12 protein-coding genes are annotated in these 12919 nt (G+C 71.1%); 7 read left to right on the top strand and 5 right to left on the bottom strand.

Annotated features, from left to right (window positions below; genetic code table 11):
- Positions 1–36: 36 nt before the first annotated feature.
- Together FJ694_RS29690 and FJ694_RS29685 are read right to left on the bottom strand one after the other, a co-directional pair.
- Positions 37–264 carry a PsiF family protein gene (locus FJ694_RS29690; RefSeq protein ID WP_157271148.1) on the bottom strand — a complete coding sequence of 76 codons (228 nt, stop codon included), beginning with the start codon at positions 262–264 and terminating at the stop codon, positions 37–39.
- Between the two features lie 152 nt (positions 265–416).
- A complete protein-coding gene (locus FJ694_RS29685; protein ID WP_157271147.1) occupies positions 417–1787 on the bottom strand; it encodes a serine/threonine-protein kinase in 1371 nt (456 codons plus the stop codon).
- Between the two features lie 65 nt (positions 1788–1852).
- On the opposite strand from FJ694_RS29685, the gene argS reads away from it, so the two are divergent.
- The 7 genes from argS (at position 1853) to FJ694_RS29650 (ending at position 9496) form a co-directional block, all read left to right on the top strand.
- Complete coding sequence (gene argS / locus FJ694_RS29680) at positions 1853–3553, top strand: arginine--tRNA ligase (RefSeq protein WP_157271146.1); 1701 nt, start codon at positions 1853–1855, stop codon at positions 3551–3553.
- 17 nt (positions 3554–3570) lie between these two features.
- Positions 3571–4305: an SPOR domain-containing protein gene (locus FJ694_RS29675; RefSeq protein WP_157271145.1), complete on the top strand. Its 735-nt coding sequence runs from the start codon at positions 3571–3573 to the stop codon at positions 4303–4305.
- 88 nt (positions 4306–4393) lie between these two features.
- Entirely contained in the window at positions 4394–5035 is a 642-nt protein-coding gene (locus tag FJ694_RS29670) for a thiol:disulfide interchange protein DsbA/DsbL (protein WP_157271144.1), read from the top strand.
- A 182-nt stretch (positions 5036–5217) separates the two neighbouring features.
- Positions 5218–5760, top strand: coding sequence for a lipopolysaccharide transport periplasmic protein LptA (lptA, locus tag FJ694_RS29665; protein WP_157271143.1), 543 nt, complete (start codon positions 5218–5220; stop codon positions 5758–5760).
- Positions 5757–6539 carry an LPS export ABC transporter ATP-binding protein gene (lptB, locus tag FJ694_RS29660; RefSeq protein ID WP_157271142.1) on the top strand — a complete coding sequence of 261 codons (783 nt, stop codon included), beginning with the start codon at positions 5757–5759 and terminating at the stop codon, positions 6537–6539. Before lptA ends, lptB begins: the two co-directional genes overlap by 4 nt.
- Positions 6540–6570: 31 nt before the next feature.
- On the top strand, positions 6571–8097 hold the full coding sequence (locus tag FJ694_RS29655) for an RNA polymerase factor sigma-54 (RefSeq protein WP_157271141.1): 1527 nt from the start codon (positions 6571–6573) through the stop codon (positions 8095–8097).
- Between the two features lie 160 nt (positions 8098–8257).
- Positions 8258–9496, top strand: a complete 1239-nt coding sequence (locus tag FJ694_RS29650; RefSeq protein WP_157271140.1) for a THUMP domain-containing class I SAM-dependent RNA methyltransferase — start codon at positions 8258–8260, stop codon at positions 9494–9496.
- A 46-nt stretch (positions 9497–9542) separates the two neighbouring features.
- Here the strand turns inward: FJ694_RS29650 and FJ694_RS29645 are convergent, their stop codons facing one another.
- The 3 genes from FJ694_RS29645 to FJ694_RS29635 all read right to left on the bottom strand — a co-directional run.
- Positions 9543–10301: a 16S rRNA (uracil(1498)-N(3))-methyltransferase gene (locus FJ694_RS29645; protein WP_157271139.1), complete on the bottom strand. Its 759-nt coding sequence runs from the start codon at positions 10299–10301 to the stop codon at positions 9543–9545.
- Between the two features lie 48 nt (positions 10302–10349).
- Positions 10350–12047, bottom strand: a complete 1698-nt coding sequence (locus FJ694_RS29640; RefSeq protein ID WP_157271138.1) for a long-chain-fatty-acid--CoA ligase — start codon at positions 12045–12047, stop codon at positions 10350–10352.
- A gap of 179 nt (positions 12048–12226) precedes the next feature.
- A partial coding sequence (locus FJ694_RS29635) for an NAD(P)(+) transhydrogenase (Re/Si-specific) subunit beta (protein WP_198321066.1) occupies positions 12227–12919 on the bottom strand: 693 nt, incomplete at its 5' end.

The raw sequence follows: 12919 nt of genomic DNA, 5'->3' as shown, positions 1-12919 counted from the left end.
GCTGCTGCTGCGGGGTCGGGCCAGGCGCGCCGCGCTTCAGGCCTTCTTGCTCAGGCACTCCTTCATGAAGGCCTTGCGCTCGTCGCCCTTCTTGCCTTCGGACTTGGCCGTGGCGTTGCACGTCTTCATCTTGGCCTGCTGCGCCGTGGGCGCCGTGGGCGCCTTGGCGGGCTTGTCGGCCGGCTTGTCCGCGGCGGCAGGTTCGGCCGCATGGGCGGCAAAGGCGCAGGCGGCCAGCAGCCAGGCCAGCAGGGATTTGGTCATGGAGCGCTCCTTCCTTGAGGTGCGGCAACGGGCCGCAATTCATTGAAGCACCCACGCCCGCCGGCGCGAACGGGCACAACTCCGCAAACGTTTCCCCGCAAATACTTTCCCTCACATGTTTTCCCGCAGGCGTTTTCCCGGGGAATGCCGCGTCAGACGATGCGCCGCGGGTGCGCCAGCGCCTCGTGCGCGGCGTGCAGGCGGCGCACCAGCACGCGGATGAAGGCGGCATCGAAGAGCTGCCGCGTGGAGGCGCCGAGCTGCTGCAGCGTCTCGGGCGTGAAGCTCACGGTGATGCAGGGCTGCGCCACCACCACGTCGGTGCTGTAGGTGCGCAGCTCCGCGTTGGGCGCCAGGTAGGCCATCTCGCCCACCGACGTGCCCGCGCCCAGCCGCGTGACGAGCTCACTCTCGCGCAGTACCTGCACCTCGCCCTGCGCCAGGATGTGGAAGCTCGTGCCCTGCTGCCCCTTGCGGTAGAGCGCATGTCCGGCGGGGAAGCGCTGCCAGCGCGCGCGGTGCACCACTTCCCACAGCGCCACGTCGTCGAACTCGCCGAAGAACTCCAGCGTGCGCAGCAGGTTGAAGCGCTCCGAGTCCAGCGGCCCCTGCAGCCGCTGCAGCGGGATGAGGCGGCGCGACACCAGCTCGGCCAGGCGCTGCGCGAAATCGTCCCAGCTCGCGGGGCGGTCGTCGGCGCGCTTGGCCAGCGCGTCGTGCACCAGCGCCTCCAGCGCCACGGGCACGCCGTCGCGAAGCCCGGCGAGCGGCGGCGGCGTGGCGGTGTAGATCTGGCCCATGAGCGCGGCCTGCGTGGCCGCGTCGAAGGGCGCGCGCCCGCTGATGAGGTGGTAGAGCACGGCGCCGAGCGAGTACATGTCGGCGCGCGCGTCCAGCGTCGAGCCGTCGAGCTGCTCGGGCGACATGTAGGCCAGCGAGCCGACGCGAAACACCTGCGTGCGGTCCGACTCCAGCTGCAGCACGCTGCCGAAGTCGGTGATCTTGATGTCCACCACCTGCTCGCGCTGCAGCTGCGCCAGCACGTTGGCCGGCTTCACGTCGCGGTGGATCAGGCCCTGGCGGTGCACGTAGCCCAGCGCCATGGCGCACTTGAAGCCGATCTCCACGATCTGCTCCAGCGACAGCAGCCGGTCGGGGCGGCAATAGTCGCGCAGCGTGGTGCCGGGGACGTACTCCATCACCAGGTAGGGCGCGACCGGGTCGGGCACCGCGTCCAGGATCTGCACCACGTTGGGATGCTGCAGCTTGCCCACCAGCGCCGCCTCGGCGGCGAAGAAGCGCGCCTGCAGCTGCGGCAGGGTCACGTCCGCGCCCGGCGCCGTGCCCGGGTACACACGCTTGATCGCCACCTCGCGGCCGGCGAACTCGTCGCGCGCCAGGAACACCTCGCTGGTCGCCCCTTCGCCCAGGCGCGCCACCACCCGGTACTTGCCGATGCTGCGCGGCAGCGGCGCGGCGGGAGCCAGGGGCGCGAGGGGCGTGGAGGGGGTGTCGGCACGCATGCGGAGCATTGTGGCGCGCCCGGCGCCCGGAAAGCGGCCCCGGACCCGCCTCGTAGAATCGGGCGATGATCCAAGCCAAGCAGGAGCTGCTCGCCGCGCTGCGCGCAGCCTTCGCACAACTCGGCGCCGAGGCGCCCGCGCAACTGGCCTTCGAGTCGCCCAAGCAGGCCTCGCATGGCGACCTCGCCGTCACCGCCGCCATGGCGCTGGCCAAGTCCCTCAAGAAGAATCCGCGCGAGCTCGCGCAGCAGCTGGTGCAGGCGTTGCAGGCGCAAGCCGCCGTGCAGCGCTGGGTGCAGTCGCTGGAGATTGCCGGCCCGGGCTTCATCAACCTGCGCCTCTCGGCCGCGGCCAAGCAGCAGGTGGTGGCCGAGATCCGCGCCGGCGGCGACGGCTTCGGCCGCAAGGCCGGCAACGGCCAGCGCGTGATGGTCGAGTTCGTCTCCGCCAACCCCACCGGCCCGCTGCACGTGGGCCACGGCCGCCAGGCGGCGCTGGGCGACTCGATCTGCAACCTGTTCGAGTCCCAGGGCTTCAGCGTCACGCGCGAGTTCTATTACAACGACGCCGGCGTGCAGATCGGCACCCTGGCCGCCTCGACGCAGGCGCGCCTGAAGGGCTCGCAGCCCGGTGACGCCGACTGGCCCGAGTCGGCCTACAACGGCGACTACATCGCCGACATCGCCGCCGACTTCAGGGCTGGCCGCACCGTCAAGGCCGACGACCGCGAGTTCACCGCCAGCGGCCGCGAGGACGACCTCGACGGCATCCGCCAGTTCGCCGTGGCCTACCTGCGCCACGAGCAGGACCTCGACCTGCAGGCCTTCGGCGTGCGCTTCGACAATTACTTCCTGGAGTCGAGCCTCTACACCGACGGGCGCGTGCAGGCCACCGTCCAGAAGCTCATCGACGCCGGCAAGACGTTCGAGGAGGGCGGCGCGCTGTGGCTGCGCTCCACCGACTACGGCGACGACAAGGACCGCGTGATGCGCAAGTCCGACGGCACCTTCACGTACTTCGTGCCCGACGTCGCCTATCACATCAACAAGTGGGAGCGCGGCTACACCAAGGTCGTGAACATCCAGGGCAGCGACCACCACGGCACCATCGCGCGCGTGCGCGCCGGGCTGCAGGCCGCGGGCGTGGGCATCCCGCAGGGCTACCCGGACTACGTGCTGCACAAGATGGTCACGGTCATGAAGGGCGGCCAGGAGGTCAAGATCTCCAAGCGCGCCGGCAGCTACGTCACGCTGCGCGACCTCATCGACTGGACCAGCCGCGACGCGGTGCGCTTCTTCCTCATCAGCCGCAAGGCCGACACCGAGTTCGTCTTCGACGTGGACCTGGCGCTCAAGCACAGCGACGAGAACCCGGTCTTCTACGTGCAGTACGCGCACGCGCGCATCTGCTCGGTGCTGGCGCAGTACGGCCAGGACGTGCCGGCCGACGCCGACCTCGCGCTGCTCACCGCGCCGACCGAGCTGGCGCTGATGATGAAGCTCGCCGAGTTCCCGGCCGTGCTGGAGCGCGCCGCGGCCGACTTCGCGCCGCACGACGTCGCCTTCTACCTGCGCGACGTGGCCGCGAGCTTCCACAGCTACTACGCCGCCGAGCGCTTCCTGGTGGACGACGCGCGGCTCGCCGGCGCGCGCATGGCGCTGCTGGCGGCCACGCGCCAGGTGCTGCGCAACGCGCTGGCGCTGCTGGGCGTGTCCGCCCCCGAATCCATGCAGCGCGGCGACGAGGCCGCCGCCACGGCCGACTGAACTGACACGACAAAACGATGAAATACCAGCGGGGAGGCTTCGGCCTGGGGATCGTGATCGGGCTGCTGGTCGGCCTGGGCCTGGCGCTGGCGGTGGCGCTGTACGTCACCAAGGTGCCCGTGCCCTTCGTGGACAAGGTGCAGCAGCGCACCCCGGAGCAGGACGCGGCCGAGGCCGAGCGCAACAAGCGCTGGGACCCGAACGCGCCGCTGGCGGGCAAGCGCACGCCGCCTCCGCCGCCGGCCGAGCCGGCGGCACCCCCGCCGCCGGAAACCGGCGTGGCGCCGCTGCCGCAGGTGCCCGCGCCCGAAGTGCCGCCGCGCGGCACCGCCACCGCGCCGGCCGTGCCGCCCGACAGCGCCGCCTCGCGTCCGCGCCCCGCGCCGGCCACGCCGCCGGCGGCGCGCTCCACACGCGACCCGGCGGCCATCCTCTCCGGCGAGAGCGCCACGCCGCCCTCGGTCACGATGCCCGCGCCTTCGAACACGACGCGGTCCACCCGCAGCGAGGCTGATGCGTTCACGTACTTCGTCCAGGTGGGCGCCTTCGGGCGCGTGGAAGACGCCGAGCAGCAGCGCGCGCGGCTGGCGATGCTGGGCTACACGGCCCGCGTCACCGAGCGCGAGCAGTCCGGCCGCACCGTCTACCGCGTGCGCCTGGGCCCGTTTGAACGCAAGGAAGAGGCCGAGATGACGCAGGACCGGCTGCGCGGCAGCACGATCGAATCGGCCCTGGTGCGCGTGGAGCGTTGAGCGCCGGAGACAAGACACATCCCCTGAATCGCCGCGGCGGGCCGCCTCCCCCGGCCGCGGCAGCCCTGATTGCCAAGGAACTGGAACCATGAAACGTCGTGAATTCACCTGCGCTGCGGCCGCCGCCGCGCTGTCCCTGGGCGCGGCACCCGCTGTCCGGGCGCAGGGCGGCTTCGTCGAGGGCAAGGACTTCGTGAAGCTGGCCACCCCGGCGCCCACCAGTGCGCCGGGCAAGGTCGAGGTGGTCGAGTTCTTCTGGTACGGCTGCCCGCACTGCTTCGCCTTCGAGCCGCAGCTCGACGCATGGAGCAAGAAGGTGCCCGACTACGTCGCCTTCCGCCGCGTGCCCGTGGGCTTCACCGCGATGCACGAGACCCACGCGCGGCTGTTCTACACGCTGGAGGCGATGCAGCAGGTCGAGACGCTGCACCGCAAGGTTTTCAACGCCATGCACCAGCAGCGCCGCCGCCTGGACAAGGAGGCCGACATCGTCGCCTTCGCCACCGAGAACAGCCTGGACGGCGCCAAGTTCACCGAGGCCTTCAAGTCCTTCGGCGTCGCCACCAAGGTGCGCCAGGCCAAGGCCCTGACCGACGCCTACAAGATCGACGGCGTGCCCTCGCTGGGCGTGCAGGGCCGCTACTTCACTTCCGGCGCGCTGGCCGGCTCCAACGAGCGCGCGCTCGCGGCCACCGAGTACCTCATCAATCTGGCGCGCAAGAGCGGCTGAGGCCGACCGGCCGCCGCCGCCGGCGCGGCGGCCCCTGCCGGGTCCACCCGGCGCCGCGGTTCCCTTGCCGTGGCCTTTCCCGACTGCGGCGTGCGACAGCGCCGCGCAGGGCATGAACTGTGGCTAGAATGGCCTGCAAGTTTCATGCCCTTATGAGCCCACACCGCCTTCGCATCCTCTGTTTGAGCGCCGCCCTGGCCTTGTCCGGTGGCGCCGTCCTGGCCGACAGGGCCGACCGCAACCAACCGCTGGTCATCGAAGCCGACAAGCCCGGCACGGTGGACATGCAGAAGAAGGTGGTGGTCTTCAACGGCAACGTGGTGGTGACGCAGGGCACCATGCGCATCCGCTCCGAACACATGGAGGTGCACGACGTGGGCGAGGGCCACCGCACCGCCGTGGCCACCGGCACGGCCGGGCAGCAGGCCACCTTCCGCCAGAAGCGCGAGGGCCTGGACGAGTACATCGAGGGCCGGGCCGACCGCATCGAGTACGACAGCCGCAGCGACTACCTCAAGCTCATCGGCAACGCCCGCGCGCTGCGCCTGCGCGGCAGCGCGGTGGCCGACGAGGTCACCGGCAACCTCATCACCTACGACAACCGCAACGAGCTCTTCAGCGTCGCGGGCGACCCGGCCCGGGGCGGGCGCGTGCGCGCCGTGCTCACGCCGCCGCCGTCGCCGGACGCCGCCTCCAGCCCCGCCTCCGGCGCTCCGCGGCGATGAACGCCGCCGTCAACGCCGCCGCGCAGCCGCTGTCCGAAGGCAGCCGGCTCGAAGCGCACGGGCTGCAGAAGCGCTACGGCGCGCGCCTGGTGGTCAAGGAAGTGCACCTGGCCGTGGGCGCGGGCGAGGTGGTCGGGCTGCTGGGCCCCAACGGCGCTGGCAAGACCACGACCTTCTACATGGTGGTGGGCCTGGTGCGCGCCGATGCCGGGCGCATCCTCATCGACGGGCAGGAGGTGCAGCAGCGCCCCATCCACCAGCGCTCGCGCATGGGGCTGTCGTACCTGCCGCAGGAGGCGTCGATCTTTCGCAAGCTGTCGGTGGAGGAGAACGTGCGCGCGGTGCTGGAGCTGCAGTTCGACGCCGACGGCCGGCCGCTGCCGGCGTCGCGCATCGAGTCGATGCTGCAGGAGCTGCTGGGCGAGCTGGGCATCGAGAAGCTGCGCCACAGCCCGGCGCTGGCGCTCTCGGGCGGCGAGCGCCGGCGCGTGGAGATCGCGCGCGCGCTGGCCACGCAGCCGCGCTTCATCCTGCTCGACGAGCCCTTCGCCGGCGTGGACCCGATCGCCGTGATCGAGATCCAGCGAATCATCGGCTTCCTCAAGGCACGCGGCATCGGCGTGCTGATCACGGACCACAACGTGCGCGAGACGCTGGGAATCTGCGACCGCGCCTACATCATCAGCGAGGGGCGGGTGCTGGCCGAGGGCACGCCGCTGGAGATCGTCGACAACGCCGACGTGCGCAAGGTCTACCTCGGCGAGCATTTCCGCATGTGAGCGCACCGAACACGAAGCAGTTGGGGAAGTCATGAAACCGTCCTTGCAAGTCCGGCTGTCGCAGCACCTGGCGCTGACACCGCAGCTGCAACAGTCGATCCGGCTGCTGCAGCTCTCGACGCTGGAGCTGCACCAGGAGGTCGAGCAGATGCTCGAGCAGAACCCCTTCCTGGAAGCCGACGACGAAGGCGTGCCCAGCTACGAGCAGAGCCTCGACCGCGCCAGCGCCCCCGAGCGCAGCGCCGGCGACGGCACCGCCGAGCGTGACGACACCGACGGCCGTGACGACGGCGACGTCAAGGGCGTGGACAGCGCCGAGTTCGGCGCCACCGAGCGCGAGGACTGGGAGAACGGTACCGAGCGCGACGACTTCGACGGCATCCGCGAGACGCCCGCGGCCTCGGCCGGCAGTAGCGGCGACGACGATTTCGAGCCGCAGGAGCGCGGCGGCGGCGGCATCTCGCTGCAGGAGCACCTGCGCGCGCAGCTGCTGGGCATGCGGCTGTCGGCCGAGGACGCCGCCGCGGTGCACGTGCTCATCGAGTCGCTCGACGACGACGGCTACCTGGCCGACCCGCTGGAGGACATCGCCGCGCTGCTCGTGCCCGGCGAGGACGAGGAGGCGCTGCTGGCGCGCGAGGACCTGCTGGAGCGGCTGCAGTGCGCGCTGCGCTGGCTGCAGAGCATGGAGCCCACCGGCGTGGGCGCGCGCAGCCTCTCCGAGTGCCTGGTGCTGCAGCTGCGGGGCCAGCCGGCGTGCCGTGCGCTGGAGGTGGCGCTGGCCGTGTGCCGCGAGCACCTGGAGCTGCTGGCGCGGCGCGACGTGCGCCGGCTCATGACGCTCACGCATTGCGACGAGGACACCTTCAAGGCGGCGCAGGCGCTCATCCGCGGCTGCGAGCCCAAGCCCGGGCGGCCCTTCACGCGCGCCGAGGCCAACATCGTCGTGCCCGACGTGATCGTGCAGAAGGCCGGCCGCGGCTGGAAGGTGGTGCTCAATCCGGACGTGATGCCCAAGCTGCGCATCAACGACCTGTACGCGCAGGCCATCCGCGGCCAGCGCAACGGCTCGGCCTCGGGGCTGTCGGCGCGGCTGCAGGAGGCGCGCTGGTTCATGAAGAACATCCTGCAGCGCTTCGACACCATCCTGCGCGTGTCCACCGCCATCGTGGAGCGGCAAAAGGCCTTCTTCACCCACGGCGAGATCGCCATGAAGCCGCTGGTGCTGCGCGAGATCGCCGACGAGCTCGGCCTGCACGAGTCCACCATTTCGCGCGTGACCACGGCCAAGTACATGGCCACGCCCTACGGCACCTTCGAGCTGAAGTACTTCTTCGGGTCCTCCCTCAACACCGACGCCGGCGGCAACGCCTCCAGCACCGCGGTGCGGGCGCTGATCAAGCAGTTCATCGGCGCGGAGGACACCCGCAAGCCGCTGTCGGACAGCCAGCTCAGCGCCATGCTGGAGGAGCAGGGCATCCAGGTGGCGCGCCGCACGGTGGCCAAGTACCGCGAGGCGCTCAAGATCGCGCCGGCCAACCTGCGCAAAGAGCTGTGAGCCCGATGGCGAACCATTTGCCCGTGACATGAACCGTTCGCACTGAGGTATCGAAGTGCGAAGCCGGCGAGGCCGCGATGGCGGCCTCCCGGCCAGGGCCGTTCATCCTTCGATACCTCAGGACGAACGGATTCTTCCGCGGGCCCAGACCCGAAATTCCGTGACTCAAGCTGTTCTCTTCCTGCCCTGCGCCGCCGGCGTGGAGCCGCTGCTGGCCGACGAGGTGGCGCGCATCACCGCGCTGGAGCCGCACGACATCGAGCCGCTGCGCGGCGGCGTGCGCGTGCACGGCGACCTGCGCTGCGCCATGCAGCTCAACCTGCACAGCCGCCTGGCGCAGCGCGTGCTGCTGGAGCTGGCCTGGGGCCCGTACCGCGACGAGCACGACCTCTACGACCTGGCGCGGCGCGTGCCCTGGGACGACTGGATCACGCCGCGGCAGACGCTGCGCGTGGACAGCACCGCGCAGCGCTCGCCGCTGAGGAGCCTCAACTTCGCCAACCTGCGCATCAAGGACGCCGTGTGCGACGTGCTGCGCGAGGTCGCAGGCGAGCGGCCCAGCGTGGACACCCGGTTCCCCGACCTGCCGCTGGCGCTGCACGCCGGCCCCGAGCAGGCCATGCTCTACGTGGACCTCTCCGGCGAGGCCCTCTTCAAGCGCGGCTGGCGCGAGGTGCAGGGCGAGGCGCCGCTGAAGGAGACGCTGGCCGCGGCCATGCTCGCCGCCGCCGGCTGGCAGGGGCGCGCCGGGGACGCCCCGCTGCTCGACCCCTGCTGCGGCGCCGGCACCATCGCCATCGAGGCGGCGCAGCTGGCCTGCGGCATCGCGCCGGGGCTGCAGCGCCGCTTCGCCTTCGAGCGGTTGGGGCCGTTCCGGTCGCTGCTGCCGCAGTGGCGCGAGCTGCAGCAGGCCGCGCGCGCCGCGGCGCACGCGCCCGAAGTGGAGGTGTTCGCCGGCGACGTGGCCTTCCGCATGACCGACTTCGCCACCCGCAACGCCGAGCGCGCGGGCGTGGCGCACGCCATCCGGTTCAAGACTGCCGACGCGCTGCAGCGCCCGGCACCGGCCGACGCGGGCGTGCTGATGCTGAATCCGCCCTACGGCGAGCGCCTGGCGCCCAAGGGCCAGGGCCAGGCGCCGGCCGCGGCGCGCGAGAGCTTCGAGGGCGGCGGCAGCTCGTCGGCCTTCTTCTCCGGGCTGGCCGCGCACTGGAAGCGCCACTACGCCGGCTGGACGGCGTGGGTGCTGACGCCCGACATGAAGCTGCCCTCGCTGATGCGGCTGAAGGAAAGCCGCCGCGTGCCGATGTGGAACGGCCCGATCGAGTGCCGGCTGTTCCGCTTCGACCTCGTGGCGGGGTCGGCGCGGCGCGAGGCCGCGCCGGGCGACGCCGAATAGGTCACTGGAGCGGTTTCACGGGCAGGCGGCCCGCTCGCGGCACCGCCTACAGCAAGGCCAGGCCGGCAGCGGCGATCGCCGCCACGCCCAGCCAGGACAGGGCCGCCAGCGGCGCGGTGTCCGCGCGCAGCACCCGGTTGCCCAGCGTCACCGGCTGGAAGCCATGGTCGCGCACGGTGGCTTCCTCCACCGGCGACAGGCCTCCTTCGGGGCCGCTGAGCAGCGTCACCGGCTGGGCCGCGGGCTGCGCCACGGCGTGTGCCAGCGGCAGCGTGTCCGGGCCCAGGCTCAGCACCAGGCGCTGCGCGGGCGCGGGCGTCGGATTGAGCTGCAACCACTCGTGCAGCGTGCGCATGGGCTGCAGCGCGGGGACGCGGTTGCGGCCGCACTGCTCGCATGCAGCCACCGCCACCGCCTGCCAGTGCGCCACCTTGCGCGCGGCGCGCTCGTCGGCCAGGCGCAGCACCGAGCGCTCCATGAGCAGCGGCTGGATGGCGGTGGCGCCGAGCTCGGTGGCCTTTTCCACCAGCGTGTCCATGCGGTCGTTGGCTGGCACGCCCAGCGCCAGCGTCACGGCCATGGGCAGCTCGCGCTCCAGCGCCTCGTGCTCCAGCACGCGCACGCTCACCGTGCGCTTGCCCATGTGCAGCACCTGGGTGCGCCACTGGCCGCCGTGGCCGTCGAAGAGGGTGAGTTCCGCGCCGGGCTGCAGCCGCAGCACCTGGACGTGCCGCGCCGCCGCCTCGGGCAGGTCGAATTCAGCGCCGGCGGCCAGGGCCGGCGTCACATGCAGTCGGGGATTCATTGCGGCCGGGAGTGTGCCGCAACGCGCGGACCCGGGCTGCGCGTCGGGTCAGGAATCGACCTTCTGGGGCTGCGGCTGCTCGCGCAGCTCGCGGCGCAGCACCTTGCCCACGGGCGACTTGGGCAGGTCGGTGCGGAACTCCACCACCTTGGGCCGCTTGTAGCCGGTGAGGTTGGCCTCGCAGTAGCCGCGCACCTGGTCCTCGGTGAGGGCCGGGTCCTTCCTGACGATGATGACCTTCACCGCCTCGCCGGCCTTGCCGTCGGGCACGCCGATGGCGGCGCACTCCAGCACGCCGGGCAGCTGCGTGAGCACGTCCTCGACCTCGTTGGGGTACACGTTGAAGCCGCTGACGAGGATCATGTCCTTCTTGCGGTCGACGATGCGGAAGTAGCCGCGCTCGTCCATGGTGCCGATGTCGCCGGTGCGGAAGAAGCCGTCGGCGGTCATGGCCTTGGCGGTCTCGTCGGGGCGCTGCCAGTAGCCGGCCATGAGCTGCGGGCCGCGGATGGCGATCTCGCCGGGCTGGCCCGTCGGCACGGGGTTGCCGGCGTCGTCGAGCAGCGCCAGCTCGGTGCCGGGCAGCGGCAGCCCGATGGTGCCGTTGAACTCGGTGTTGTTCACCGGGTTGCACGACACCGAGGGCGAGGTCTCGGACAGCCCGTAGCCCTCGACGATGGCGCAGCCCGTCTTCTCCAGCCAGAGCCGGGCCGTGGCCTGCTGCACCGCCATGCCACCGCCGACGCAGATGCGCAGGTGGCTCCAGTCCACGCTGCTGAAGTCCTTGTGGTTGGCCAGCGCGTTGAAGAGCGTGTTGACCGCCGGGAAGCTGTGAAAGCGCTGCTTCGACAGCGTCTTGAGCAGCGCGGGCAGGTCGCGCGCGTTGGGAATGAGGATGCTGTAGCCGCCCACGCGCATGGTCAGCAGCACGATCGTGGAGAAGCCGAAGATGTGATAGATCGGCAGCGCGCAGACGGTGCCGAGCTGCTCGCCCTGCGGCACGCGGCCCAGCGCCGGCCGGTACCAGGCCTCGGACTGCAGGATGTTGGCCACCAGGTTGCGATGCAGCAGCACCGCGCCCTTGCTCACGCCGGTGGTGCCCCCGGTGTACTGCAGCACCGCGATGTCGTCAGGGCCGATGTCCACGAGCCGCCGCGGCGCGGCGCGCCCCTGCGCCAGCGCGGTGTTGAAGCGGATGGCGCCGGGCAGCGAGTAGGGCGGCACCATCTTCTTGACCCGGCGCACCACGTGGTTCACCAGCGCGCCCTTGAAGAAGCCCAGCTGGTCGCCCAGCGCCGCCAGCACCACGGTGCGCAGCTGCGGCAGCTGGCCCAGCACCTGCTGCAGCGTGGCGGCGAAGTTCTCCAGCACCAGCAGGGCCTTGGCGCCGGCGTCGCGCAGCTGGTGCTCCAGCTCGCGCGGGGTGTAGAGCGGGTTGACGTTGACGACGATGCAGCCCGCGCGCAGCACCCCGGCAATGGCCACCAGGTACTGCGGCGTGTTGGGCAGCATGATCGCCACGCGGTCGCCCTTGGCCAGGCCCTGTGCCTGCAGGAAGGCGGCGAAGGCGGCGGACAGGCCGTCGATCTCGCCGTAAGTAAAACTGCGGCCCATGAAGGTGCAGGCCGGACGCGCGCGGTGGCGCTCGAAACCCTCCTCCAGCAAGGCCACCAGCGAGGCGTACACCGAAGTGTCCACCTGTGCCGGCACCCCTTCGGGGTATTGCTTCAACCAGATCTTTTCCATGTGCCGACGGGCTCCTGAGTCCGGATCATTCTGGGGCCACCCCCGAGGAGGAGCATGAGGGGATTCGATAGCGGCTCCGTCCCCCTTCAGGGGGAGTTGCAGCCGGCAAGAAAAAGGCCGCCCGAAGGCGGCCCGCAGCGTGCCGGGGAAGGCGCCGCGAAGGGCGCCCCGGCAGCGGCTCACTCCACGGCCTTGACCATGTCCTCCACGACCTTCTTGGCGTCGCCGAAGACCATCATGGTCTTGTCCATGTAGAACAGCTCGTTGTCCAGGCCGGCGTAGCCCGCGGCCATGCTTCGCTTGTTCACGATCACGGTCTTGGCCTTGTAGGCCTCCAGGATCGGCATGCCGTAGATCGGGCTGCCCTTTTGCAGCGCTGCCGGGTTCACCACGTCGTTGGCGCCCAGGATGATGGCCACGTCGGCCTGCCCGAACTCGCCGTTGATGTCCTCCATCTCGAAGACCTGGTCGTAAGGCACCTCGGCCTCGGCCAGCAGCACGTTCATGTGCCCCGGCATGCGCCCGGCCACCGGGTGGATGGCGTACTTCACCGTGATGCCCTTGTGCGTGAGCTTCTCGGCCAGCTCCTTCACCGCGTGCTGCGCGCGCGCCACGGCCAGGCCGTAGCCCGGGACGATCACGACCGTCTCGGCATTGCCCAGGATGAAGGCCGCGTCGTCGGCGCTGCCGCTCTTGACGCTGCGCTGCTCGGTGCTGCCTTGCGTGGCCGCGGCCGCGTCACCGCCGAAGCCACCCAGGATCACGTTGAAGAACGAGCGGTTCATCGCCTTGCACATGATGTAGCTCAGGATCGCGCCCGAGGAGCCCACCAGCGAGCCGGCGATGATCAGCATCGAGTTGTTGAGGCTGAA

Source organism: Azohydromonas aeria, assembly GCF_009760915.1.
In the GTDB taxonomy this organism is placed as follows: domain Bacteria; phylum Pseudomonadota; class Gammaproteobacteria; order Burkholderiales; family Burkholderiaceae_C; genus Azohydromonas; species Azohydromonas aeria.
Note: the sequence above shows the minus strand (reverse complement) of the source record. Positions and strands in the feature narration are given on the sequence as shown.

Bases quoted from the DNA above. Each gene is read 5' to 3' on its own strand.
- FJ694_RS29690 (WP_157271148.1), bottom strand. From the start codon at position 264: ATGACCAAATCCCTGCTGGCCTGGCTGCTGGCCGCCTGCGCCTTTGCC.
- FJ694_RS29685 (WP_157271147.1), bottom strand. From the start codon at position 1,787: ATGCGTGCCGACACCCCCTCCACGCCCCTCGCGCCCCTGGCTCCCGCC.
- argS (WP_157271146.1), top strand. From the start codon at position 1,853: ATGATCCAAGCCAAGCAGGAGCTGCTCGCCGCGCTGCGCGCAGCCTTC.
- FJ694_RS29675 (WP_157271145.1), top strand. From the start codon at position 3,571: ATGAAATACCAGCGGGGAGGCTTCGGCCTGGGGATCGTGATCGGGCTG.
- FJ694_RS29670 (WP_157271144.1), top strand. From the start codon at position 4,394: ATGAAACGTCGTGAATTCACCTGCGCTGCGGCCGCCGCCGCGCTGTCC.
- lptB (WP_157271142.1), top strand. From the start codon at position 5,757: ATGAACGCCGCCGTCAACGCCGCCGCGCAGCCGCTGTCCGAAGGCAGC.
- FJ694_RS29655 (WP_157271141.1), top strand. From the start codon at position 6,571: ATGAAACCGTCCTTGCAAGTCCGGCTGTCGCAGCACCTGGCGCTGACA.
- FJ694_RS29645 (WP_157271139.1), bottom strand. From the start codon at position 10,301: ATGAATCCCCGACTGCATGTGACGCCGGCCCTGGCCGCCGGCGCTGAA.
- FJ694_RS29640 (WP_157271138.1), bottom strand. From the start codon at position 12,047: ATGGAAAAGATCTGGTTGAAGCAATACCCCGAAGGGGTGCCGGCACAG.